Origin of the sequence: Micromonospora sp. M42 (assembly GCF_000568915.1) — a bacterium.
Lineage (GTDB): Bacteria > Actinomycetota > Actinomycetes > Mycobacteriales > Micromonosporaceae > Micromonospora > Micromonospora chalcea.
Genome location: NZ_KK037233.1, coordinates 5412323 through 5434450, shown reverse-complemented (window position 1 = coordinate 5434450; position 22128 = coordinate 5412323). Strand labels below are relative to the sequence as shown.

Genomic DNA, 22128 nt, shown 5'->3' with positions numbered 1-22128 from the left:
CGCGCGGCACACGCCAGCGCGGCGGCCAGAAGATCAGGACGGGACACAACGGCCTCCCTTCTAAAGGTCGAAGAATCAGGCGGCACGGCGGCGAGAGCGGGCGCTGCCGAGGTCGATCAGCACCCCGCCCGCCGGGCCGGGTTGCCGGTGGGTGCGTTCGTGGCGCTCCTGTGCGCAGGCGGCGCAGTTACGTGGCAGGAGGTAGACCGGCCGACCGCTCAGGGCGTCGGCGGCGGCCAGCATCCGGCGGCAGATGTGCGGGTAGGGCTCGTCGTCGGTGACCGGTCGGCCGAGGATCGTGGACGCGGCGAGCCACTGTCTGCCGGTCACCGCGCGGCCCGCCTCGGCCGGGGCCGCGCGGCAATCGCGGCGCGAGTGACGGCCTGGCGCACGTCGCCGAGCAGCCCGACCAACTGCCGCCGGGCGGCCAGTTCCCCGGCGGCGAGCGCCACGCGGACGCGCACCTCGGCGTGCTCCCGCCCTGCGGCGGTGCGCACCCGTACGAGGACGGCGCGGGCGTGACCGGGGATGTCGACCACGATCTCTGGCGAGCGGTGCTCGCCGAGGCCGCACCGGTGGTCCCGCCCGCACCAGTCGGTGTGAGCGTCGCGGCGGTTCATCGGTGGGCCTCGGCGCGCAGCCGGTGGAGGACGTTGTAGATGCGCCGTCCGAGGCGCAGTCGCATGCCTCGGTCGCAGCGGCGGCATGCGCGCGGCCGGTGGAGGATGCGGGTGGTGGTGTGGCCGGTGCCGGCGCACCGCTGGCAGGTTTTGAAGGGGATGACCCAGCACAGCGCGGCGTAACCGAGCGTGATCAGGGCGAGGGCGGCGGCGGTGACGCTAGCGAGGGTGAGCAGGGGGTCCACAAGTGCCTCCCGGGCCGGTTTTCGGGTGTGAGCGGCCGTGAGCTGCTAGCTACTAGCGGGCAGCTCATGATTCGGATCGGGTGCTAGCGGGGGTGCTAGCGCTAGCAGCACGGGCCGCTAGCGCTAGCACCCTGAGAGACGGTCAGCCGGCGGACCGCTTGCGGTCACGCTCCGCAATCGCGGCGAGCACGTCGGCGTGCTTGATGCCGCGCCGGGTGACCGGCTTGCCGTCGATGCGGCGGCCGACGTCGGCGACCTTCACCGCCGGGTGGGGCTTGAGCGCGGTGGTGAGCTGCGCCGCCTCCCAACCCCCGTACACGTCGGGTCGCAGCTCGGCCAGCAGACCGCACAGCGTCTCGTTCCACGCGGCCTTGTCGTCGCCCGGCCACACCCGCGCGAGGTCGCCGAGCACGTCCGCCACCGGCGCGATGTCGCGGGTCTGCTCATCGGGCTTGGGCAGCGTCCCGGCCGTCTGGCGCAGGGCGACGGCGCGGGTGACGATGCGGGCGGCGGCGGTGGTGTCGACGTAGAACGAGCGCACCGCCGACGCCTTCGGCCCGAACCCGCGCAGGATGCCCCACCCGGCCTCGATGACCGGCTGGAACACGGTGGCGCGGTAGCCGTTCTTGTAGGCCGAGGTGCCAAGGATCATGTCGTTCGCGGTCTGGTCGGCCACGGACAGGCAGAAGCGGGAGTTGACGTTGCGGGTGATGCCGGTGGGCAGGCTGTCCTTGTCGGGGATCTGCGTGCCGATCATGATGATCACCCCGAGGGCGCGGCCGAGCTTGATGACCTTCTCCAGCAGTTCCCCGGCGTCCTTGCCGTACTTGCTGGTCATCAGCTCTTGCAGCTCATCGAACCACGCGACGAGGGGGTGAAGGCCCGAGCCCTTGAGCGACGCCAGCTCGGGCGTGACCTTGTTCTCCGGGGCCTTGCCGAGGCGGGCGTAGTGCTCGATGCGCTTGGAGCGGCGGCGGCACTCCTCGTACAGCCACTCGATGAAGCCGAAGCAGCGGGCGAGGGTGTCGTCATCGAAGCCGTTGCCGTACTCGGCCATCACCGCCTCCAAGACGGCGAAGTCCCCGACGCCCTTGAGTTCGTAGCCTCGGATCTCGGCGCGCGGATCGAGGGCGGCGGCCAGGATCAGATCCCGCAACGCGAACGTCTTCCCGCTGCCCGGCTGCCCGCCGAACAGGAAGTTGCGGAACATCAGATCCACGCTCACGGTGTCCAGGCGCGGCGTGGTGGCGAACGGGAACGCCTTGAACACGTCCACCTTCGCCGAGGCCGACAGCAGCGGCCACGGCGGCTGCTTCATCTGCGACGCGGGCTCATAGCCGACCCACAGCGCCAGGCGGCCGGTGTGACCGGGTGCGGGCTCGGGCCACACCTGATCGAGCGGGAGCCGCATGGCCGAGGCGAGCTTGCCCCGGCGGGCGACCACCTCGGCGGCCTCCACCCCGTAGGGCAGGTCGACCACGGCCAGGTGGCCGGGGCCGTCCCGGTGGATGTCCACCGGGAAGCTGATCGCCTTGGGGTCTTTGGCGACCGCACTGTTGATGCCGCTCATTTGCAGCGAGGTGAGCGCCCGGCGCACGAGGTCGGCGGTGAGCTTGCGGTACCGGCTGCCCTCGGTCACCCGGTCGGTGAGCGGCTTGTCCGCCGGGCGACCGAGCGTGGCCAGCAACGGCACCAGAGCCAGCAGGGCGGCGTAACGCCACCACGCCGGGCCGAGCGCCAGCACCACCCCGCCGACCACGACGGCGGCGGCCGAGGCGAGCAGCACCCACCACCGCCACACCGTCTGGCGCTGGCGGCGGGCGTCGAGCTTCATCCAGGTATCCGCGTCCCCTCGGGACGCGGCGGCCTGCCGCAGGTGCCAGTTGCCTTCCTCGGCGCTGGCCCAGTGCAGCGCCCGACCGGCACCCCGGAACAGGCCCAGCGGGGCGTACACGGCCGTCTTCGCCGCGTACTTCGGCAGCCTGACTCCGTGGTAGGCGGTGACGTAGCCGGCGTCCTTGACCTGGTGGCGCAGCGCGGCGCGGAAGGCGCGCCAGGAACGCGCCCAGTCGGCCAGGATCGGGCGGCGGTCCCGCTGGCGGGCCAGCACCTCACGCGGGATGTCGTCGGCGGTGTCGACCGGGCCGCCGTCGCGGTCCGGGCCGTCGTCCACGCTCTCCGCGTCGTCGGCGTCGTCCTGGTCGTCGTCGGCCGGGGGACGCGGGCGGGGCGTGCGGCGGGCGCGGGCATCGTCCAGGTCGACCACCTCCGCATCCGGCCCGCCGGTGGTGGGGTCGGTCAGATCACGCTCGGCGGCGTGCCAGTCGAAACGGTCGTCATCAGGGGCAGTCATGATGGGGGTTCCTCCGGTCATGGATCGGTAGGGGACCGGCGGCACGGCGCAGGTTGGTAGCCAGGGGCCGTGCCGCCGGGCGGCGTCAGTTCTTGACGGAGACGCGGTTGCCGCAGTCACCGCACGTGGCGTAGGTGCGCCGGTCGTCGGCGGTGATGTCGCGCCAGTTGCTGTCGTTGCCGCAGGGCGGGCACCACAGCGTCGAGGTGCCGGTGGTGATGCGGCCGGTGGATCGGCCGATCGAGATGCGTGCCATCAGAGGGCTCTCCCTTCAGGGGTGGGTTAGGCGGCGCAGAACAGGGCGGCGATGAACAGGAAGCCGTAGTGCCAGGACTGGTCGAGGGCGTACATGCCGCCGCCTCGGGTCAGCCAGTGCGGGTCTTTGCCGAGCACCTCGGCCAGGCGGCGCAGCGGGGTACGCCGGTCGGCGATGTAGTGCGACACCGCCGACACCGCCAGCCCGATCCCGACTCCCCACAGGTCCAGGCGCAGCCCGGTCGCCAGAACGACGGTGGTGAGGGTGACGGCGGCGGTGAGGGCGTAGGTGGCGACGTGCGCGGCGCAGGCGAGGCGGCCGAGCCACCCGGGCTCGCTCTTGCAGTCGGCCTGCCACTGGGTCTGCACCCAGTGATCGGCGACCTGATGCGCGACGTAGAGAGCGGCGAACACGGCGGCGAACGTCGCGGCGTGCGCGCCGGTCGGGTCTGCGAACATGGATGGTCTCTCCTTGAGGTCGATTGGGCTGAGGGGTGGAGGGCCGGCGGCACGGCATCGGTTTGCAGGCCAGGGGCCGTGCCGCCGGGCGGCGCTAGTCGTGGGTGCGGACCAGGTGGGCCAGAGCGGCGCCCATGCCGAGCACCGCCACCGGCAGACAGGCCACGGCGGTGGTGATCCACCACGGGGCCGAGGTGACGCCTGCGGCTTCCAACAGGTGGTAGGCGACCTGGCCGAGCGCACCGACCAGGAGTGACGCGATGGCCGACCACTTCGCGAACCGGCGTGCCCGGCCGGGTACGCGGCCGGACAGCCACACGTACAGGGCGTACGCGCCGTAGGTCTCCACCCCGATCGGCAGGGTGATCGCGGAGTTGATGGAGAAGCTGTCCCAGATCCCCGGCAGCGGGTGCACCACGCCGAAGCCGGTGAGTCCGCCGAGTCCGACCCACCCGGACCAGATCGCCACGAACGCCGGGAGCGCCAGCAGCACCACCGGCCACACCACCGCCGAACGCACCGGCGCGGGCGGCGCGGGCGGGGTGGGCGTGTCCGGGCGACTGACCGGCGTGGCCTCGGCGTCCGGCTCCGGCTGCGTGATCTCCGGAACGGGCGTCGGGTCCGGCTCGACCGGCGGCACGGGTTCGGGCACGGTCGGTACGTCGGCCAGGTCCGGGGCGTCCGGGGCGGTGCTGTCGGCAGACGGGGCGGTGGGCTCGGACTTGAGCAGGGCCAGGAGTTCACCGGCCTTCGGCGCGCCGATGCGGAACTCGCGCATCAGCCGGTTCCGGGACGGGAACCGCTGCCCCTCGGGCAGGTCCAGTCCGCGGGCGGCGGGCAACAGGTCTTCGATGGGCTGCGGGTAGCGGGTGCCGTTGATCGTGGGGGCGGTCATGCTGCGTCCTCCAGCGGATAGGCGCACGCGAGGCATTCACCCAGCGAACGCGGGATGTAGTAGGGCCGGACGTGCCGGCAAGTCGGACAGGTACGGCGGGCGAGCAGCGCGGCAGCGATGGCGCGCCGTTGGGCCGGAGTGGCGGTGCGCTTCGGCGCGGCCAGGTCCAGCCGGTAGAGGTAGGCGGCGCGGGTGCCGCCGACGCCTTTCCAGAGGATCTGAGCGGCGATCGGCTGACCACCGGGGCGTAAGCCGGCGGCGGTCAGTTGGCGGCGGGTGGCGTAGCCGGGCGGGGCACCTCGCCACCAGTAGGTGGGGATGCCGTACCGCGCTCCGTCCGGGTCGTGGAAGGCGGCGCGGATGCGGGACATCAGGCCGCGCGGTGCGGGTCGGTGCGGGTGCTCAGGTCGGCGGCGGCGCGGGTGACGCGGGCCTCGGCCCGGCGCAACCGCCGCCAGTCCAGCGGCGAGGGGCCGCCGTGGTCCTCGGCGTAGAGCATCGTGATCTCGGCGTCGAGCACGTCCAGCTCGGCGGCGATCAGCGGCCACTCCGACTCGATCGCGGCCAGGTCGGCGGCGCTCGGCTCGGCGGCCACGGGGGCAAGGTGCTTCCTCACGGGAAACCTCCGGGGAGAGTCGATGAAGTCGGGAAAGCCCCGGGGTGCGACCAGACCGGCCGCACCCCGGGACGAACACAGTTCAAGAGGCAGAAGTCCATGCCGCGCGCCGGATCCGGCCCGCTCGCCCCGCTCGCCCGGGAAGACACCGGGGTCGGCCACCGTGTGACTCAAGGCGGGGATGCCGCAGACGGATCTACGCGGCGCTTCTGCTGTTCAGTTCTCAATGACCAAGTGCGCGGGTGGTTCGTGGGCGCGCAGCGCTGCGAAGCGCTGCCTTCCCCGGGACCAACCGGCGGCATAGCTGATTTCAGCGCTAAAATTAGCGCTGATGTTGTGCGGTGTCAACGAGGGTGGAGGACTAGGATCAGCGGATCAGGCAGTCAGACAGGGAGGCAGTCGGTGGAGGATTGGCAGGCGGTAGCCAGTGCCATGAACAGCCGGATGACCGAGTTGCCGATGACCCAGCAGGAGTTGGCCGAGCGATCGAAGGTGTCGGTTGCGACCCTGCGTGAGCTGCAATACGCGACCGCGACTCGCAAGCGGTCCGCTCGGACGCTCGCCGCGATCTCTGAGGCTCTCGGCTGGCCGGACGACTACCTCCGCGCCGTACTGACCGGGGCCACACCCCCGGGCGGCAGCGGGAAGGCAGAACGGGCGGACAGTTCCTCGTTGGTGCTCGCGCGGCTGGATCAGCTCCACGCCGAAGTGCGGCGGCTCGCGGATGCTGTTGAGCGGATCGCGGTCGATGTCGGTCATGGCGACAAGGACACCAGTTCCGGACGCGCATCCAAACGCCGTTCACCAGGCGAGTAAGCGCCGTTCACTAGGCACCAACTAGGCACGGGTGGTGCGCGTCCCGGTGCCTACGCCAGCAAAGGAGGGCGGCTATGCCTGCTCGCGCCAGAGATGCCACCCCGAATTTCGCGCTCTACAACCTCCGCGACGCTGCGGGTGAGACTCAGCAGGACGTGGCGGACGGGCTCAATCACCTTGGGGCGGGGCGCGGGAAGCGGCTGGCCGTCACCGCCAACCAGGTGAGCAGGTGGGAGCGGGGAATCACGTTCCCGTCGGCGCTCTACCGGCAGCTTCTCGCTGAGCACTTCGGCGTATCGGTGCAGGATCTTGGCCTGACGCGGCAGCGCGTCACGCCGCAGCAACGCGATAGTCCCGAGAACGACTCCGGAGGTTTCGCGATCCACCAGGAATCCGAGTCTCACCCGCACGCCGAGGAAAGCCAGGAAGAGTGGCGGGCTGTCCGCCGGAAGTTGAACATCCACCGGGTGCAGCTCGCGCGGGAGGCAGCGCGGCTCTACGACGCGAAGGACCGGGTAGGCGACACTGGCCTGATCGCGCCACCCGAATGGCTGCCGTCGACCCCCATCGAGTTGACGCAGTTCGGCATCGGCCTCGCACCGGAAGGGACCACCCCTGCCGTCACCGGTAGCGAAGACGCATCGGCCTGCGTACGGCCGTTGGCGTCGGACGGACGGCGCTACCAGCGCTACAGCCTCGCCCTGCGGGACGTCGAACAGCCCCGGCTCTTTGAGAACCGGCTCGCCTGGCATCTCGCGGGAGTCGACTGGTGCCAGCCCGACCAAGCACTCACCTTCACCACCGGCACGTACTTCGGTGGTGTCGACGTCTCAGAGGCGCTCGCGCACGAGATGGCGATGTACCACGTTGCGGGCGACGGAAGCGGCGTCCTGCCGGCGTCCTGGCGGAACCTGGGCTTTCGGCGGCTTGTCGGCGACCCGTTCACGCCGAGCCGTCGGCCGACGGCACCGTCAACCGACACGCTCACCCTGCGGGTGGACGAAGATGGGGTGTCCTTCGTGCTGCACAACCGGGCGGCCGGCAACGTAGCCGTGGCTGGGGGAATGCTGCACATCATGCCGGCGGGGGTCTTCCAGCCGTCGAGCGTCCTACCGGCGGCCTTGGCGGCGGACTTCGATCTATGGCGCAACATGATGCGGGAGTACAGCGAGGAATTTCTCGGCACGGCCGAGCACGGTGGTGACGGTGAGCCGGCGGACTACACCGCCGAGCCGCTGGCAAGCTTCCAACGCGCCTACGCGGCGGGTGGGATACGAGTCTTCTGCCTCGGCGTCGCGCTCGACGCGCTCACCCTCTGGGGCGAAATCTTGACCGTGGCCGTGTTCGATGGCCCTACCTATGACCGCCTATTCGCCGACATGGTCAGCGCCAACGACGAGGGAACCGTGGTAAAGACCGGGCGGGTACGGCCCACATCGGCACTGCCATTCACCCGCCACACCATCGACGAACTGACTGCCAGCGGCCGGCTAGCTCCGGCGGCAGCCGGCTGCATCCAGCTCGCGTGGGAGCACCGCCGCACGATCCTGGGGAGAGGCTGACGTGCACGTGCTGGTAACCGGTGGCCTCGGATTTCTCGGCCGCGCCGTCGCCCGTGACCTACTCACCGCCGGACACCGGGTCACCGTCATGAGCCGGGGCCGCGGGGACCGCAACCCACCCGCTGATGTCGCGATCGTGACGGGAGACATCCGAGACCGCGCCCGGGTCGCCCAAATCGTCAAGGACGGCGGATATGAGGGAGTTGTTCATCTGGCTGCGTTGACCAGCGGCCGGGACTCGTTCGCCGACCCGCTGAGTTACTTCGACGTCAACGAGACCGGCACCCTGAACCTGCTCATGGCTCTCGACACAGCGCGGACGACCACCGACCCCGTCGCCCTGGTTTTCACCTCCACCAACATCGTCTACGGATCGCAGCACCAAGGCGCGCTCTCCGAAGACCTCCCCCCGCACCCCGAGAGCCCCTACGCGGCTTCGAAGGTTGCCGCCGAGCGCATGGTCGCGGCCTACGCAGCCACCGGGGCAATTGGGGCGATCACCGTTCGGCCCTTCAATATCGCCGGAGCGGTCGACGGGGTCACCGACACCGACCGCGCACGGATTATCCCGAACGTCTTCCGTGCGATCAGCGGCCAGCTCGACCACGTCACCCTCAACGGCGACGGATCAGCAGTCCGGGACTTCGTCCACGTAGCCGACGTTGCCACTGCCATTCGGCAGGGCCTGGCCGCTTGCATCCCCGGCGTCTGCCCGACCATAAACCTCGGCTCCGGTACCGGAACCAGCATGGCCACTGTGGTAGCTATCGCCGAGCGAGTCACTGGACGCTCAGTAGCCATCCACCGCCAGGCGCCCAAGCCCGAGCCGCCAAACCTGATTGCGGACGTCAGCCGCGCTCAAGCCCTCCTTGGTTGGACCCCGACGAGGTCCGAGCTCAGGGACATTCTGGCTGATGCTTGGGAAGCGTGGCCTACGTGACATGCGCGGCGCAAGTGATCAGGGGCATCCGCTCGCCCCTACAACTGAAGGCATCTTACGAGATGTAGTGACGCAAGTGGTGTCTGTACTGGTCGCTGGCGCGAGAGTTGGGCACAGCAAGCCAGGAGGCCAGGCTGGTTGCAGCGATTGGCTACGAAGGTAGGTTGTGGAGCACAACGACCGAAGTCGTCACGCGGCACTTCCCAGCGTTCCGATGCCAGCACCTTTGCGGCCGGATAATCCAGTGCCGAGACTTCGGCTTTGGAGTATCCGACGGTCGATCGCGCTGGTCATCATGGCTGCGGTGCTGGTCATCGGGGCTCTGATTGCTGGAGCGCTCTGGTACGCGGGCTGGCCCAGCTTCCGCCGGGACGGCACAGTCACGGCGTCCACGCTCTTTGACCTTCTGAAGCTGGTCTTCTCGGTGGTGGCAGGTATCGGGGGCGTCGCGGCACTCGTGGTTGCTTACCGACGCCAGCGCGTCGCCGAGCACACGAACCAGTTGGCTGAGTTTGCCCACGTGTTGGCACACGCTGCTGACCTGCGTGCCGAGATCGAAATTGATCGCAATGGGGTGCGGCTTTTCAACGAGCGGTTCACAACTGCATCCGAACAGCTCGGGTCGGACAAGGGGGCCGTTCGCTTAGCCGGGGTGTACGCGATGGCCGGTCTGGCTGACGACTGGCCTGAGGGCCGGCAGACCTGCATCGATGTTCTTTGCGCTTATTTTCGCATGCCCTATACCCCACCGACCGACGACCTGGTCGATTCGTCTATGCCGACCAGCGGAGAAGTATCCGAGGAGCATGGACGGCCGACCGAACTTGCTCGCCAGGAACGAGCGGTACGCCATACCATCCTGCGGCTAGTCGTTGCGCATTTGCGACTTCCCGAAGAAGCCTCGACTTCCTGGAGAGGCATGAACCTCGACTTCACGGGTGCGATCTTCGATGGCGCAGAATTTTCAGACGCCACCTTTGGCAGCGGATCGGTCTCTTTCCGGAATGCGGAGTTCGGTAGGGTAACGTCTTTCGCGCGAGTGCAATTCGGCGCCGGGCACGTAACCTTTGAAGGCGCGAGGCTCGGCGGCCACGAAGTCACATTCGCCGAGGCGACGTTCGGCGCTGGGACCGTATCCTTTGTTGGGACGATTTTCGATAGCCTCGTAGCATCATTCACCAAAGCAACATTTGGCACCGGAAGAGTGAAATTCGATGAGGCGACGTTCCGGCCCCATAGGCTTCACTTCGACCAGGTGATAAATGGCAGCGGGAAACTGTCTTTCAATAGCGCGACGTTTAGCTCGGCGAACGTGTCATTCGAGCAAGCACAGTTCGGTGCTGGACGGGTATCTTTCGACTCGGCGTCATTTAAGGATGGTTTCATATCCTTTAACATGGCGACGTTCGGCGGCAATGAGGTTTCATTCGACGATGCAACGTTCGACGCAGCGATGCTTTCCTTTGAGAGAGCGACCTTTAGTGGCGGAATGGTGGCTTTCAGGCGGGCGACGATCGGAGGCCGGATGGTGTCCTTCAGAAGGGCAACCTTCGATGGCGCATGGGTAATTTTCAGCAGGGCAGATATCGTCGCTGAGAAGCTTTCATTCGAGCGATCGGCGTTTATGTCCGGGAGGTTAACCTTCCTGGCCACATCATTCGGCGGCACTAGCGTGTCATTCCCGCACGCTAGGTTCGGCGGAGGGTGTGTATCCTTTGAGGACGCAGTATCCCAAGGCGGAAGGGTGAACTTCCGTCAGGCGATTTTTGGTGGCGGCAAGGTGTCCCTCCATGGCGCAGCCTTCGATCCGCCCCCAATGTTCGACCGTTGGGCCGATGGTTACCTCCCCGCAGGGCTGGAGCTGCCCCCTGCCTAACTCTGCGTCTTGCCCGCGACGCCATAGCTTAGCTGGAGAGGCAAAGTGCCAGTTCAGCGAGGCGAAGCGAGTAAGGTCACGGCTCCCACGAGGTTTGCCGTGCACTGCTGATTAGGACCTTTTGAGCTATAAATCGCATGACTTCTATATCATGCCCGAGGCTCCGCGCTTCAGCACTAAAGGGAAGCAGCAACGCCGCTTGGGTGGGCCCGCCACCATCCTTGGCATGAACAATTCGACAACGAATATCGTAGATTCTTTCTGCCACTTGATCGCCGAGCGGCGAACCGGCGTCCTTCAGGGCCAAGGGCTTCGCCGCCTTGAGCCCGTTCTTGCGATTTGACACGAACGCAACACGCTCAGGATCCGCCTCTATAAATTCCTTCAAATCACCGTCATTTACACAGTGCCGGATGGTCGACTTCAATTGATCACGCTCGGTGAGATACATCTTATTGCGGATTGCCTGTGACAGGCGAGCGACGTCCGAATCCCTATCCGCACTGAAGGTTGGGTCTATTACGATTTGACGTAGCCTACGCAGGGTATCGCGCTCGGCATAGGAAGGAAAGAAGTATTCGACAACCTGGTAGAAGGCAAGAAATCGCAAGAGTGGAAGTTTCTCCGACGATTGCGCGTAGCGAAACAGCGACATCGCTTCCGCAGAATACTTCAGACCAGGAACCGTCGGCAGCACTTCCGCTCTATCGGCCATTGCAGCTAATACGACATGCCGAGGGACGGGCGTCAGATCGGCGGCTATCCCGTGCACAGCCCACAGTTCGAACAAGACGGCGTCAGCTACCTGCTGGATGGAATCAAGCAGGCGTTCGCGTCGTCGGAGCTTGCTACTTAGTCCGCTAATGTACAGGCTCGGCGTGCCAATGTAGCGGCCGTTCGTGCTAATACCCGCCGCCCGAACCGCAACGCTCGTCGACCCAATCCGGACGCGGACGTTAGACCCTGAGCGCGGCTTGAAATCGATAGACATGTCGGGCGTGAAGTCAAGCTTTACCCTCGCACCAGCGCGTTGCTCAACTCCAGCCAGCTGAATTAGCCGCCGCAAGTCCCGAATTGTCACTGGCGACAGAACCAGCTCGGTTTCCGCTTGTTTAGAGTTGTCGACGCCAAAATAATCCCCGACAAAGGTCCAATACTCAAAATCGGCCGACAAGTAGACACCTGCGACAGAAGCATTGACGAGGATTTCGCGTGGTTCGCCCCCTGAAGTCGGCAGCACTACCCGAAGCACTGATCCGTCTTTCAGAACCGAGACATCCTCACAGGGCAGTCCAGCGCTATCAGCACGTTGACGAACCTGCGACATCGGGTGGCTAACGGCCTCAACCGGCTCATCACTCACAGCGCGATCGTAGCCTCGACTCCCAACATCCACTCGGACGTGTCCCGTACCAGCAGAAGAGGGCAACCGCGTGCCAGGTCCGTGCCCAAGTCAGCGGGCGGCTTGTCGGCCTCGCCAAGTATCACCAGCTCACGACGCAGGTTGTTTCCAATCAGACGCCGCCCTCCGGAGGCGGGAGCGCAGGTTCGAATCCTGCCGGGGGCACCAGATCAGATCACCGCAAGGCCCTTGACCAGCCCGGTCAGGGGCCTTCGTCGTGTCCCCGGCGTGCGCGGCAGTGTCCCCGAATTCGGGAATGTACAGGTCACGGGCTGGCTAACCTCGCGGTGAACGGGTCGAACCCCAGCACCTGCGAAGGTGAGCCAGTTGCCCGAGACTCCGTTGACCAACCGCCCCAAGATGCACACGGGCGTACCCTCCTCGCTGACCACCGCGCACCGATCGGTGATGCGCGCCGTCGCCGTCGCGGACGCCCCTTGCGGGCTGTGGTTCCTCGAAGCGGTGGCCGCGCACACCGGCACCACGTCGGACGAGCGGATCGACGCGACGGTGGAGGAGCTGATCGCGCGCGGGTTCCTCGTCGACACCGCCGCCGGGCTGCGGCTGTCTTCCATCGCGTTGCGCGACGACGTACTGCGGGACACCCCGCCCTCGGTGCGGCAGGCGCTGCGCGAGGCGGCGGCCGAGGTGCTCGCCGACGCCGGGCGCCCGGCCCAGGCGGCCCGGCAGCTGCTGCGGGTCCTGCCGGCGGTGAGCCGGTCCGCCTCGGCGCTGGCCGCGCGGCTGGCGGTCGACCCGGCGGTCGGTCCCAGCCTGGCCGCTGATCTGCTGCTGGCCGCCCCCGCGCCCGGGGCGGCTGAGGCGCGCCTGGCCTGGCTGGTCGACGTCGCCGACAACCTCTACCTGGCGGGCCGGGTGGACGAGACGCTGCGGATGCTGCACCGGGAGGTCGCCGCCGACCGGTACGGGCCACGCCAGCGGGCGATGCTGCTCGGGCGGCTCGGCGCCTACTACGCGACCCAGCGTCCCTCGCTGTCCCTGACGTACCTCGGGCGGGCGCTGAACCAGGAGCTGGACGTCGCGGGGCGGAGCTGGACGCTCACCATGCTGGCGTCGCTGGCGGCCCGGTTCGGGCACCCCGACGCCGCCGAGCTGGTGGCGGCGGCTCAGCGGGCGCACGAACGCAGCCCCTCCCCCGGCGGCGCCATCCGGCTGACCCTGGCGAACGCGGCCCGCGCAACCGCCTGCGGCGACCTGCCCCGCGCCGCGCGGATCCTGCGGGAGGTGGACGCGGGCGAGCCCGCCGCCCGGCCACCGAGACCCGCCCGATCTGGACGATGATCGTCACCTGGGCCCTGGCCGTGGTGCTCATCGCGTTCACCTGGGGCAAGCACCCGCCGGCGGCGAGGACCGGGCGGCGCTGACGCGGACCGGGCTCACCCGGCCTCGCGGCGGGCCTTGGCGCGTCGCTTGCCCTCGTGCATCGCCTGCACCCGGGCCACCGGGATGGTCCGTCCCTGCTCGACCAGGTCCGCCGGCAGCCGCTGCGGCGCGGGTAGCGCCTCCGCCCAGGGATCCCGGTCGCCCAGTAGCGCGGGCACGGTCCGCACGGTGAAGTCGGCCGGGCTCGCGCTCTCCAGGTCGGTCCAGCCCACCGGGTACGACACGGGGGCGCCGGGCCGGATCCGGGGACTGTAGGCGGCCACCACAGTCGCCCCGTACGCCCGGGTGGAGTCGACGAAGACGCGGCCGCGGCGGTCGGCGACGATGAACGCGGTGGTCGCGGCCGCCGGGTCGAGCCGTTCGGTACGGACGGCGAGCGCCCGGGTCGCGGCGGCGGCCTCCTCCGCCGTGGTGGCCGGGTCGACCGGCACGATCACGTGCAGCCCTTTCGCGCCGCTCGTCTTCACCGCGCCGGCCAGCCCGGCGTCGGCGAGCGCCTGCCGGACCAGCAGCGCGACCCGCACGGCGGCCGGGAACGAGTCGCCCTCCGGCGGGTCGAGGTCGAGCACCAGGTGGGTCGGGTGCTCGGGCTGCGCGGCCCGGCCGAGCGTCGGGTGGTATTCGACGGCCCGCTGGTTGGCGAACCAGAGCAGCGTCCGCCGGTCATCGCAGAGGGCGTACGAAATGCGCCGGCGCGACGCCTCGGCCCACACCTCGGTACGGCGCACCCAGTCGGGCGTGTACTTCGGCAGGTTCTTCTGCATGAACGGCTCCTGGCCGGGCCGCACCCGCAGCACCGACAGCGGCCGGTCCCGCAGTTCCGGCAGGATCCGGTCAGCCATCGCGTCGAGGTAGTCGACCAGGTCGCGTTTGGTCGCCCCGGCGCCGTCGAACAGCGGCTGGTCGAGGTTGGTCAGCGACACTCCGGCCCGGGTCTCGTCGGCGGCGCCCATCGGACCACCATCCCGGGCCGGGCCCGGCTCGGCAACCCCGACACGGTGCCCGGCGCGCGCCTCACCGGCCGGCACCTGCGACGATCGGGGCGTGGGCGAGGCAGAGGCGGACCGGTGCGGATCGGGCGCGGCGGAGCAGGCGAGCGCCTGCACCGTGCGGGAGGCGCTGGACCGGGTGGGCGGGAAGTGGGCCATCGGCATCCTGATCGCCGCCTCGGCCGGCCCGGTCCGCTTCACCGAGCTGGAGCGCCGGGTGGAGGGGATCAGCCGCCGGATGCTCACGCTGACGCTGCGCAACCTGGAGCGGGACGGGCTGCTGGACCGGCATGTCCACCCCTGCGTGCCGCCGAAGGTCGAGTACACGGCCACCCCGATGGCCCGCGAGCTGTACGACTCGCTGGTGGCGCTGACCAGCTGGGCCGAACGGCACCGCGAGGCGATCAGCGCGGCCCGGGCCGAGTACGACCGTAGGCACGGCCACCCACCGGCCTGAACAACTGAAATCGCCCTTATGTGGCGAACACCACGCGCTCTATCTGACCGATCGGTCAGCACCTGACCGATCGGTCAGGCATGCTTGATGTCATGGCGCGCCCCACCCCGGCCACCCACGACGAGTTGCTCACCGCGGCGGCTCGGCGGTTCGCCGTCACCGGCTACAAGGGCACCTCACTCCAGGACATCGCCCGTGAGGTCGGCTGCTCCAAAGCCACAGTGCTCTACCACTTCGCCAGCAAGGACGCGCTGCTCGGCGAGCTGATGGCGCCGGCCATCGCGGTGCTGGAGGAACTCGACACCCGGATCGCCGAGCACACCGGCGCGGACGCACAGCGCGTCGCGGCGGAGGGCTTCGTCGACCTGGCGGTCCGCTTCCGCCGCGAGATCGCGCTGCTCCGCGGCGAGTTCTCCGACCTGCTCCAGCAGCCCACGTTCATGCACATCCAGCAGATCTCCGAACGGCTGGTCGCGGCGTTCGCCGGCTTCTCCGACCGGCCCGAGGCCCGGGTCGCGGCGCTCGTCGTGCTCGCCGGCATCGCCGAGACCTGCGGCGAGTTCCTGGACATCCCCGACGAACAGCTGCGACCCGCGCTGCTCGCCGTGGCGTACCGCGCGCTCGAAGTCTCCATCTGATCCGAACCTGCGAGGACAAGGAAGGTCCATGGCGACCCTGCTGTACCGGCTCGGCCGGGCATCTCTGCGCCGACGGCGACTCGTCGCCGTCATCTGGCTCGTCGTACTCGTCGGCCTCGGCCTGGCCGCGGCCACGCTGCGGGGCCCGACGGCGAGCAACTTCACCATGCCCGGCACCGAGTCGCAGAAGGCGATCGACCTGCTCGCCGACCGCTTCCCGGCGGCCAGCGGCGCCACCGGCACGATCGCGATCAAGGCGCCACAGGACGGCGCGCTCACCACGCCCGCCGGCCAGGGGTTGGTCAAGCAGGTCACGCAGGAGGCGGCCACGCTGCCCGGCGTGGTCGGCGCGGTCGACCCGTACCAGGCGCAGGCGCTCACCCCGGACGGCCGCTACGCGCTGATCCAGGTGCAGTTCGCCGGCGGGGTCGACGAGATCACCGACGAGCAGCGCGACGCGTACGAGAAGGTCGGCGAGCAGGCCGAGGCGCAGGGCTGGCAGATCGCCCCCGGCGGCGAGGTGCTGAACGCCGAGCCGGAGGTCGGCTCGACCGAGGCCATCGGCGTGCTCGTCGCGGCGATCGTCCTGGTGATCACGTTCGGCTCGCTCGTGGCGGCCGGGATGACCATGCTGAACGCGCTGATCGGCGTCGGCGTCGGCATGGCCGGTCTGTTCGCGCTCAGCGGCGCGGTCGAGCTGACCAGCACCGCGCCGATCCTGGCGCTGATGCTCGGCCTCGCGGTCGGCATCGACTACTCGCTGTTCATCACCTCCCGGCACCGGCAGAACCTCCTCGACGGGCTCTCCCCGGAGGAGGCGGTCGGCCGCGCGGTTGGCACCGCCGGCTCGGCTGTGGTCTTCGCCGGCGCGACGGTGGTGGTGGCGCTCGCCGGCCTGGCCGTGGTGGGCATCCCGTTCCTCACCGTGATGGGCCTGGCCGCGGCCGGCACCGTCACGATCGCCGTGCTGGTGGCGATCACGCTGGCCCCGGCGCTGCTCGGCTTCGCCGGCCACAAGGTGCTGCCGCGCAAGCTGCGTGACCGCAAGGCGGTCGAGGACCCGGCCACCGGCTCGGAGGACCGCACCGGCTTCGGCTTCCGCTGGGCGAACTGGGTCACCAAGCTGCGCATCCCGGTGATCCTGGTCGGGCTGCTCGGCCTCGGCCTGCTCGCGATCCCGGCCCAGGACATGCGCCTGGCGCTGCCGGACGCCTCCGCCGCCGCCGAGGGCACCCCGGCCCGGGTCAGCAGCGACCTGATCCGGGAGGGCTTCGGCCCCGGCTTCACCGGCCGGCTCGCGGTCGTGGTGACCGCCGACTCGCCGCAGGCGACCCAGGCCGCCATCCCGCAGGTCACCGCGCTGATCCAGAAGACCGACGGGGTGCTCGCGGTGGCCCCGCCGCAGGTCGACCCGTCGGGGCGTACCGCGCTGCTCGGCGTGATCCCGGAGAGCGGGCCGACCGACGAGGCCACCGAGACGGTGGTGCAGGACATCCGCAAGCAGGTCGCCGGCATCCAGAACGCCGACGTGCTGCTCACCGGCGTCACCGCGGTCGGCATCGACGTGTCCGAGAAGCTCTCCGACGCGCTGCCGGTCTACCTGCTGCTGGTGGTGGGCCTGTCGATCCTGCTGCTGATGCTGGTGTTCCGGTCGATCCTGGTGCCGGTCAAGGCGGCGCTGGGCTTCCTGCTCACCGTGGCGGCCACGTTCGGCATCACCGTGGCGGTGTTCCAGCAGGGCCACCTGGCCGACCTGGTCGGCCTGGACACCCCGGCCCCGCTGGTCAGCTTCCTGCCCATCCTGCTCATCGGCATCCTGTTCGGCCTGGCCATGGACTACGAGGTCTTCCTGGTCTCCCGGATGCGCGAGGACTTCGTGCACGGCGATACCGCGCAGCAGGCCACCATCAACGGCATGGGGCACGGCGCCCGGGTGGTCACCGCCGCCGCGCTCATCATGATCTCGGTGTTCGGCGGCTTCGTCTTCCTGGAGGACCCGATCATCAAGTCGATGGGCTTCGCGCTCGCGATCGGCGTCGCCATCGACGCGTTCGTGGTCCGGATGACCATCGTGCCAGCGGTCATGTCGCTGCTGAACAACGCCGCCTGGTGGCTGCCGCGCTGGCTGAACAAGATCCTGCCGAACGTGGACGTCGAGGGTGAGGGCCTGCGCGCCCACCTCGCCGAGAAGCAGCACGCCCAGGTGTGAGCCGTACCGGGTGGGGTCCGACGGGCCCCACCCGGTCACACCCCCGCCGGGTACGTCTCCATCTCGCCGGGCGTGACGTGCGCCGGCAGCGGGTGCAGCGCCGTGGTCTCGTCGCACCAGATGAACGCGTCGTAGCGCTCGCCCAGCCGGGTCGGCACGTAGTTGCCCCAGGACTCGAAGCTCGGGTCGTACACCACCCCGATGGCCCGGTGGTCCGCCTCGCCGGTCACCCACTCCGGCTGGTCGTCGCCGCCGAAGACCAGCACCGCCCGGTCCGGCATCAGCTCGTGCAGCCGGTGCTCCACCGAGCCCTTCCGGGCCGGCGGCACCACCATCGCCTCGGCCGGGGAACCCCAGCGCGGAGCGGCTATCACGCTGCCGCGCCAGCTCCCGAAGCCGATCAGCGCCACCGTGTCCCGGCCGTGCCGTTCCCGGCCCAGCTGCCCGATGTTGACCATCCCGTCCGCCGCCATGTCGGTGGTCCGGGCGTCGCCGACGTGCGTGTTGTGCGCCCACACGATTCCCCGCGAGCCCGGCCCGTACCGGTCGAGCAGCCGGTCGAGCGTGTCGGCCATGTGGATGTCGCGCACGTTCCACGACTCGGGGCCGCCGCCGACCATGGCCCGGTAGTACCGCTCCGCGCCGGCCACCACCTCCGCGTTCTGCCAGGCCGAGAAGCGGTCCGGGCCGTCCGCGGCGGCCTGTTCCCGGGTACGCGCCAGCAGCCGGACCACCTCCTCCTCGCACCGGGCGGAGACGAACCGGCTGGCCATCGCGTACTCCTCGGGCCGCTTGCCGTACGGCTCGAAGCAGCGGTACGCCTCCTGCGCCGCCTCCAGCGAGGCCGGGTCCTCCTCGCCCAGGTAGTCGAAGATGGCCTGCATCGACTCCCAGAGGGAATACACGTCCAGCCCGTGGAAGCCGGCACGTTCCCCCTCCGGGCGTTCCAGGTTCCACGCCCGCAGCCAGCGGCAGAAGCGGGCCACCTCGGCGTTCGCCCACATCCAGGTGGGCCAGCGTTCGAACCGTTCCAGCGCGACCAGCGGATCGGCGAGCCCGTCCGGCGCGCCGACCACCGACCGGTGCACCCTGTCGCAGTCCGGCCAGTCCCCCTCCACCGCCACGAAGTCGAACCCCTGCTCGGCGATGAGCCGCCGGGTCAACTGCTCCCGCAGCCGGTAGTAGTCGTAGCTGCCGTGCGTCGCCTCGCCGATCATCACCACGCGGGCGTCCCGGACGCGCTCCAGCAGCGGGTCGAAGTCGCTCGGCGCGCCGAGCCGCTGAACCAGCATGTCCGCGGCTACCCGGGGCCCGCCGGGGCAAACCGCCGCCGTCGAGTCGGGCGGCGGGCGTACGGCGGCGGCTGCGGCCCGGGTCCGGCGAGGCGGGCGTGGCGGCGGACGCGGGCCCGGCGGGGGGCATGGCACCGGGCTCATTGGGTAGCCGGGCGGCATGACCGTCACCGGCGCGCAGTTGCAGGAGTTCCTGGCCGGGCTGGACTACCCGGTCTCCCGGGAGGACCTGGTTCGCTGGGGCCAGGAGAACGGTGCCAGCACCGAGGCGCTGCAGGCGCTGCGGTCCCTGCCGGCCGAGGAGTTCCAGTCCCCCACCGAACTGGGCGAGGCGATCGTCACGCTGGCCGGCGCCTGACCTGCGGGTGTTAAGAGGGGCCCCTTCCTCTACCGGAGGCGTTAATAAGGGGCCCTTCCTTACAGCTCGACGGTGCGGCCCTGCGACCTTGCGGTCTCGGCGGCGTCCAGCACCGCCACCACCTCGCGGCCGAACCGCACGTCGCAGCGGTGGTCGCGGGTGCCCGCGTCGACCTCTTCCAGCAACTGGTCGAGCGCGGTGGAGAACGCCTGGAGCGCGCTGCCGTCGCCGGGCGGGACGGTCTCGGTGCCGTTCTCGCCGAAGAAGACGAAGTCCCGGGTGACCGCCTCGGACGGCGCGTCCAGGGTGAGCGAGAGCGAGCTGGTGGCGCCGCCGTCGTGGGTGAGCAGCAGGTGCACCAGACCGCTCGGGCCGTCCATCGCGGCGACCCGGGTGACCCGGCCGAGCACCGGCAGGATCAGCGACAGCGCGTGCGGGCCGATGTCCCAGAGCGCGCCGCGCTCCCGCCGCCAGGTCGAGTCGCCGTACGGGTTTCCCGGCTGGAAGATCGACGCGAACATGGTGGCCCGGGCGTGCTGCCAGCCGCCGGCTGCGGCGGTCGAGGCGAGGAACCCGGTGACGTTCGGGTGGAAGCGCTGGGTGAAGAAGACCACCGAGGCCACACCGGACGCCTGGGCCGCGTCGACCACCCGGTCGGCGCCGGCGAGGTCGAGCGCCAGCGGCTTGTCCAGCAGCAGGTGCCGCCCGGCGGTGGCGGCGCGGACGGCGATGTCGGCCTGCACGTCCGGCGGGAGCGCCACGGCGATCGCGTCGCACGCGTCGATCAGCGCGTCGACGTCGGTGAAGGCCGGTACGCCGTGCCGGGTGGCCAGCTCCTCCGCCTTGGCGGGGTTGCGCCCCCACACGCCGGCGAGCCGGGCCCGCGGGTGCGCCTCGATGGCCGCCGCGTGCGTCTGCGCCGCCCAGTAACCCGTGCCGAACAACCCGAACCGCACCCGGACCCCCTGCCGTCGACGTCCGCCACCGGCGTACGCCGGGACCGTGATCCACGCTAGTCGTCCGGCCGGTCCGGCGCGCCTCGACCCGGCGGGCGGGCCGCTACTACACCGGTTAGTAGGCTGTGCCGGTGAACGACACTGTGTCGACGACCGTCGCGGCGGCCGCCGGATCGCCGGTGGACGGGCCGCTCGCCACGGTCGCGATCGTGATCTCGCTGGCGGTCGCGCTCTGGGCCCTGGTGGCGGCGGTACGCCACCGGCCGCCGGACCGGATCCAGTTCGTCGGCCTGGCCGTGCTGGAGGTGGCGCTGCTCGCGCTGACCGTGGTGGCGCTCGTCGCGCTCGGCGGCGGCGAGCGGCCGGGCGAGCCGGGCGCGTTCTTCGGCTACCTGGCGACGCTCGTCTGCCTGCCGCCGCTGGCCTGGGTGCTGGCGCGGATGGAGCCGACCCGGTGGGGCTCGGGCATCGTCTGCGCGATCTGCCTGGTCACGCCGGTCGTGGCGGTCCGGCTCCAGCAGACCTGGGAGGCGCTCGGTGGCTGACACCACGACCGCGCACGAGCATCGCGCCACCAACCGCGGCCCGGGCCGGCTGCTGATCGCCGTCTACATCGTCTTCGCCATCGCCGCGACCTCGCGGGCCGGCCTGCAGATCGCCACGAAGTTCGACGAGGCGCCGGTGGCGTATCTGCTGTCCGCGGTGGCGGCGCTGATCTACATCGTGGCGGCGGTCGGGCTGGCCCGGGCCGGGCACGCCGGCCGCCGGGTCGCGCTGGCCTGCTGCGCCGTCGAACTGGTCGGGGTGCTCGGCGTCGGTGTGCTGAGCATCGCCGACAAGGAGCTGTTCCCGGACGAGACGGTCTGGTCCGGGTTCGGCAGCGGCTACGGCTACGTGCCGCTGGTGCTGCCGGTGCTCGGTCTGTTCTGGCTCTGGCGCACCCGGCGCGACCCCGCCTGAGCGGGCCCGCGCCGGGTCGGGGCCGGTCAGTCCTTCGGACCGCCGGCGACGTAGATGACCTGGCCGGAGACGAACGACGCGCCCTCGCTGGCGAGGAACGAGATGGTGTGCGCGACGTCCTCCGGGCGGCCGGGGCGGCGTACCGGGATCTCGGCGGCGGCGTGCTTCTGGAGCGCGTCGAAGTCGACCTTCATCCGGGCCGCGGTGGCGGCGGTCATGTCGGTGACGATGAAGCCCGGCGCGACCGCGTTGACAGTCACCCCGAACGGGCCCAGCTCGATCGCCAGCGTCTTGGTGAAGCCCTGGAGGCCGGCCTTCGCGGCCGAGTAGTTCGCCTGGCCCCGGTTGCCGAGCGCGGACGTGCTGGACAGGTTGACGATCCGGCCCCACTTCGCCTCGACCATGTGCTTCTGCGCGGCCTGGCTGAACAGGAACGCGCCGCGCAGGTGCACGCCCATGACCGTGTCCCAGTCGCCCTCGGTCATCTTGAACAGCAGGTTGTCGCGCAGCACACCCGCGTTGTTGACGAGCACTGTCGGTGCGCCCAGCTCGGCGGCGATCCGCTCCACGGCTGCCTCGACCTGGGCCCGGTCGGACACGTCGGCGCCGACGCCGAGCGCCCGGCCGCCGGCCGAGCCGATGGCGTCCACCGTCTCCTTGGTGGCGGACTCGTCGATGTCGACCACGGCGACGGCCATGCCGTCGGCCGCCAGCCGGCGGGCGGTCGCCGCCCCGATGCCGCGCGCGGCTCCGGTGACGACGGCGATGCGGGGCTCCTCCGACATGCTTACCTCCCGGTAACTTGTGGCTCGATCGAAGGAGCTTA

Annotated in this window: 25 protein-coding genes; 11 read left to right on the top strand and 14 right to left on the bottom strand. The window is 70.0% G+C overall.

The genetic code is table 11. The features are described 5' to 3' along the window. Nucleotides 1-75: 75 nt before the first annotated feature. From MCBG_RS25130 to MCBG_RS25095, 9 genes are all read right to left on the bottom strand, one after another. A complete protein-coding gene (locus MCBG_RS25130) occupies nt 76-330 on the bottom strand; it encodes a hypothetical protein (RefSeq protein WP_043328611.1) in 255 nt (84 codons plus the stop codon). After that, nucleotides 327-620: a hypothetical protein gene (locus MCBG_RS25125; protein ID WP_043328610.1), complete on the bottom strand. Its 294-nt coding sequence runs from the start codon at nt 618-620 to the stop codon at nt 327-329. Before MCBG_RS25125 ends, MCBG_RS25130 begins: the two co-directional genes overlap by 4 nt. Beyond that, entirely contained in the window at nt 617-865 is a 249-nt protein-coding gene (locus MCBG_RS25120) for a hypothetical protein (RefSeq protein ID WP_043328609.1), read from the bottom strand. The genes MCBG_RS25125 and MCBG_RS25120 overlap by 4 nt, the downstream gene beginning before the upstream one ends. Nucleotides 866-1007: 142 nt before the next feature. Beyond that, the gene (locus MCBG_RS25115; protein ID WP_043328608.1) at nt 1008-3218 is read right to left on the bottom strand and encodes a P-loop NTPase family protein; all 2211 of its coding nucleotides are present in this window, start codon (nt 3216-3218) and stop codon (nt 1008-1010) included. Nucleotides 3219-3303: 85 nt separating this feature from the next. Next, entirely contained in the window at nt 3304-3474 is a 171-nt protein-coding gene (locus tag MCBG_RS33205) for a hypothetical protein (RefSeq protein ID WP_013475338.1), read from the bottom strand. Nucleotides 3475-3500: 26 nt separating this feature from the next. Then, complete coding sequence (locus tag MCBG_RS25110) at nt 3501-3932, bottom strand: helix-turn-helix domain-containing protein (RefSeq protein ID WP_043328607.1); 432 nt, start codon at nt 3930-3932, stop codon at nt 3501-3503. A gap of 94 nt (nt 3933-4026) precedes the next feature. Then, nucleotides 4027-4827 carry a hypothetical protein gene (locus MCBG_RS25105; RefSeq protein ID WP_043328606.1) on the bottom strand — a complete coding sequence of 267 codons (801 nt, stop codon included), beginning with the start codon at nt 4825-4827 and terminating at the stop codon, nt 4027-4029. Beyond that, entirely contained in the window at nt 4824-5198 is a 375-nt protein-coding gene (locus MCBG_RS25100) for an RRQRL motif-containing zinc-binding protein (protein ID WP_043328604.1), read from the bottom strand. Before MCBG_RS25100 ends, MCBG_RS25105 begins: the two co-directional genes overlap by 4 nt. After that, nucleotides 5198-5443: a DUF6284 family protein gene (locus MCBG_RS25095; RefSeq protein ID WP_043328602.1), complete on the bottom strand. Its 246-nt coding sequence runs from the start codon at nt 5441-5443 to the stop codon at nt 5198-5200. The genes MCBG_RS25100 and MCBG_RS25095 overlap by 1 nt, the downstream gene beginning before the upstream one ends. A gap of 402 nt (nt 5444-5845) precedes the next feature. Here MCBG_RS25095 and MCBG_RS25090 point away from each other — a divergent pair, with 402 nt between their 5' ends. From MCBG_RS25090 to MCBG_RS25075, 4 genes are all read left to right on the top strand, one after another. Then, on the top strand, nt 5846-6259 hold the full coding sequence (locus MCBG_RS25090; RefSeq protein ID WP_051611368.1) for a helix-turn-helix domain-containing protein: 414 nt from the start codon (nt 5846-5848) through the stop codon (nt 6257-6259). Nucleotides 6260-6333: 74 nt separating this feature from the next. Continuing rightward, the gene (locus tag MCBG_RS25085; RefSeq protein ID WP_043328600.1) at nt 6334-7821 is read left to right on the top strand and encodes a helix-turn-helix domain-containing protein; all 1488 of its coding nucleotides are present in this window, start codon (nt 6334-6336) and stop codon (nt 7819-7821) included. Between the two features lies 1 nt (nt 7822). Further along, the gene (locus MCBG_RS25080) at nt 7823-8761 is read left to right on the top strand and encodes an NAD-dependent epimerase/dehydratase family protein (RefSeq protein WP_043328598.1); all 939 of its coding nucleotides are present in this window, start codon (nt 7823-7825) and stop codon (nt 8759-8761) included. Between the two features lie 304 nt (nt 8762-9065). Continuing rightward, nucleotides 9066-10637 (top strand): hypothetical protein, encoded by a 1572-nt coding sequence (locus tag MCBG_RS25075; protein ID WP_198033317.1) that lies wholly within the window; start codon nt 9066-9068, stop codon nt 10635-10637. A 76-nt stretch (nt 10638-10713) separates the two neighbouring features. Here the strand turns inward: MCBG_RS25075 and MCBG_RS32655 are convergent, their stop codons facing one another. Then, nucleotides 10714-12000 (bottom strand): hypothetical protein, encoded by a 1287-nt coding sequence (locus MCBG_RS32655; protein WP_140946425.1) that lies wholly within the window; start codon nt 11998-12000, stop codon nt 10714-10716. A gap of 366 nt (nt 12001-12366) precedes the next feature. Between MCBG_RS32655 and MCBG_RS25065 the strand changes: the two genes are divergently transcribed. After that, nucleotides 12367-13341, top strand: a complete 975-nt coding sequence (locus MCBG_RS25065; protein WP_223201323.1) for a hypothetical protein — start codon at nt 12367-12369, stop codon at nt 13339-13341. A 95-nt stretch (nt 13342-13436) separates the two neighbouring features. Here the strand turns inward: MCBG_RS25065 and ligD are convergent, their stop codons facing one another. After that, nucleotides 13437-14396: a non-homologous end-joining DNA ligase gene (gene ligD / locus MCBG_RS25060; RefSeq protein ID WP_043328597.1), complete on the bottom strand. Its 960-nt coding sequence runs from the start codon at nt 14394-14396 to the stop codon at nt 13437-13439. 91 nt (nt 14397-14487) lie between these two features. Between ligD and MCBG_RS25055 the strand changes: the two genes are divergently transcribed. The 3 genes from MCBG_RS25055 (at nt 14488) to MCBG_RS25045 (ending at nt 17736) form a co-directional block, all read left to right on the top strand. Further along, nucleotides 14488-14889 carry a winged helix-turn-helix transcriptional regulator gene (locus MCBG_RS25055; protein ID WP_043328596.1) on the top strand — a complete coding sequence of 134 codons (402 nt, stop codon included), beginning with the start codon at nt 14488-14490 and terminating at the stop codon, nt 14887-14889. Between the two features lie 92 nt (nt 14890-14981). After that, on the top strand, nt 14982-15527 hold the full coding sequence (locus tag MCBG_RS25050) for a TetR/AcrR family transcriptional regulator (protein WP_043328594.1): 546 nt from the start codon (nt 14982-14984) through the stop codon (nt 15525-15527). A 28-nt stretch (nt 15528-15555) separates the two neighbouring features. Then, nucleotides 15556-17736 (top strand): MMPL family transporter, encoded by a 2181-nt coding sequence (locus MCBG_RS25045; RefSeq protein ID WP_043328592.1) that lies wholly within the window; start codon nt 15556-15558, stop codon nt 17734-17736. Between the two features lie 35 nt (nt 17737-17771). Here the strand turns inward: MCBG_RS25045 and MCBG_RS25040 are convergent, their stop codons facing one another. After that, nucleotides 17772-19028: an erythromycin esterase family protein gene (locus tag MCBG_RS25040; RefSeq protein ID WP_043328591.1), complete on the bottom strand. Its 1257-nt coding sequence runs from the start codon at nt 19026-19028 to the stop codon at nt 17772-17774. Nucleotides 19029-19188: 160 nt separating this feature from the next. On the opposite strand from MCBG_RS25040, the gene MCBG_RS25035 reads away from it, so the two are divergent. Then, nucleotides 19189-19386, top strand: a complete 198-nt coding sequence (locus tag MCBG_RS25035; RefSeq protein ID WP_043328589.1) for a DUF2795 domain-containing protein — start codon at nt 19189-19191, stop codon at nt 19384-19386. A gap of 59 nt (nt 19387-19445) precedes the next feature. Here MCBG_RS25035 and MCBG_RS25030 read toward each other — a convergent pair whose 3' ends face one another. After that, nucleotides 19446-20342, bottom strand: a complete 897-nt coding sequence (locus MCBG_RS25030) for a Gfo/Idh/MocA family protein (RefSeq protein ID WP_043328587.1) — start codon at nt 20340-20342, stop codon at nt 19446-19448. A 131-nt stretch (nt 20343-20473) separates the two neighbouring features. Between MCBG_RS25030 and MCBG_RS25025 the strand changes: the two genes are divergently transcribed. Then, nucleotides 20474-20887, top strand: a complete 414-nt coding sequence (locus MCBG_RS25025; RefSeq protein WP_082931094.1) for a hypothetical protein — start codon at nt 20474-20476, stop codon at nt 20885-20887. Continuing rightward, the gene (locus MCBG_RS25020; RefSeq protein ID WP_043328585.1) at nt 20880-21302 is read left to right on the top strand and encodes a hypothetical protein; all 423 of its coding nucleotides are present in this window, start codon (nt 20880-20882) and stop codon (nt 21300-21302) included. The genes MCBG_RS25025 and MCBG_RS25020 overlap by 8 nt, the downstream gene beginning before the upstream one ends. A gap of 26 nt (nt 21303-21328) precedes the next feature. Here the strand turns inward: MCBG_RS25020 and fabG are convergent, their stop codons facing one another. Beyond that, entirely contained in the window at nt 21329-22087 is a 759-nt protein-coding gene (gene fabG / locus MCBG_RS25015) for a 3-oxoacyl-ACP reductase FabG (RefSeq protein ID WP_043328584.1), read from the bottom strand. Nucleotides 22088-22128 lie beyond the last annotated feature (41 nt).

What these genes read in the sequence shown, in the direction of transcription:
- MCBG_RS25110 (WP_043328607.1), bottom strand. Translation starts at nt 3,932, where the DNA reads ATGTTCGCAGACCCGACCGGCGCGCACGCCGCGACGTTCGCCGCCGTG.
- ligD (WP_043328597.1), bottom strand. Translation starts at nt 14,396, where the DNA reads ATGGGCGCCGCCGACGAGACCCGGGCCGGAGTGTCGCTGACCAACCTC.
- MCBG_RS25040 (WP_043328591.1), bottom strand. Translation starts at nt 19,028, where the DNA reads ATGCTGGTTCAGCGGCTCGGCGCGCCGAGCGACTTCGACCCGCTGCTG.
- MCBG_RS25105 (WP_043328606.1), bottom strand. Translation starts at nt 4,827, where the DNA reads ATGACCGCCCCCACGATCAACGGCACCCGCTACCCGCAGCCCATCGAA.
- MCBG_RS25035 (WP_043328589.1), top strand. Translation starts at nt 19,189, where the DNA reads ATGACCGTCACCGGCGCGCAGTTGCAGGAGTTCCTGGCCGGGCTGGAC.
- fabG (WP_043328584.1), bottom strand. Translation starts at nt 22,087, where the DNA reads ATGTCGGAGGAGCCCCGCATCGCCGTCGTCACCGGAGCCGCGCGCGGC.
- MCBG_RS25085 (WP_043328600.1), top strand. Translation starts at nt 6,334, where the DNA reads ATGCCTGCTCGCGCCAGAGATGCCACCCCGAATTTCGCGCTCTACAAC.
- MCBG_RS25100 (WP_043328604.1), bottom strand. Translation starts at nt 5,198, where the DNA reads ATGTCCCGCATCCGCGCCGCCTTCCACGACCCGGACGGAGCGCGGTAC.
- MCBG_RS33205 (WP_013475338.1), bottom strand. Translation starts at nt 3,474, where the DNA reads ATGGCACGCATCTCGATCGGCCGATCCACCGGCCGCATCACCACCGGC.
- MCBG_RS25125 (WP_043328610.1), bottom strand. Translation starts at nt 620, where the DNA reads ATGAACCGCCGCGACGCTCACACCGACTGGTGCGGGCGGGACCACCGG.
- MCBG_RS25115 (WP_043328608.1), bottom strand. Translation starts at nt 3,218, where the DNA reads ATGACTGCCCCTGATGACGACCGTTTCGACTGGCACGCCGCCGAGCGT.
- MCBG_RS25050 (WP_043328594.1), top strand. Translation starts at nt 14,982, where the DNA reads ATGGCGCGCCCCACCCCGGCCACCCACGACGAGTTGCTCACCGCGGCG.
- MCBG_RS25045 (WP_043328592.1), top strand. Translation starts at nt 15,556, where the DNA reads ATGGCGACCCTGCTGTACCGGCTCGGCCGGGCATCTCTGCGCCGACGG.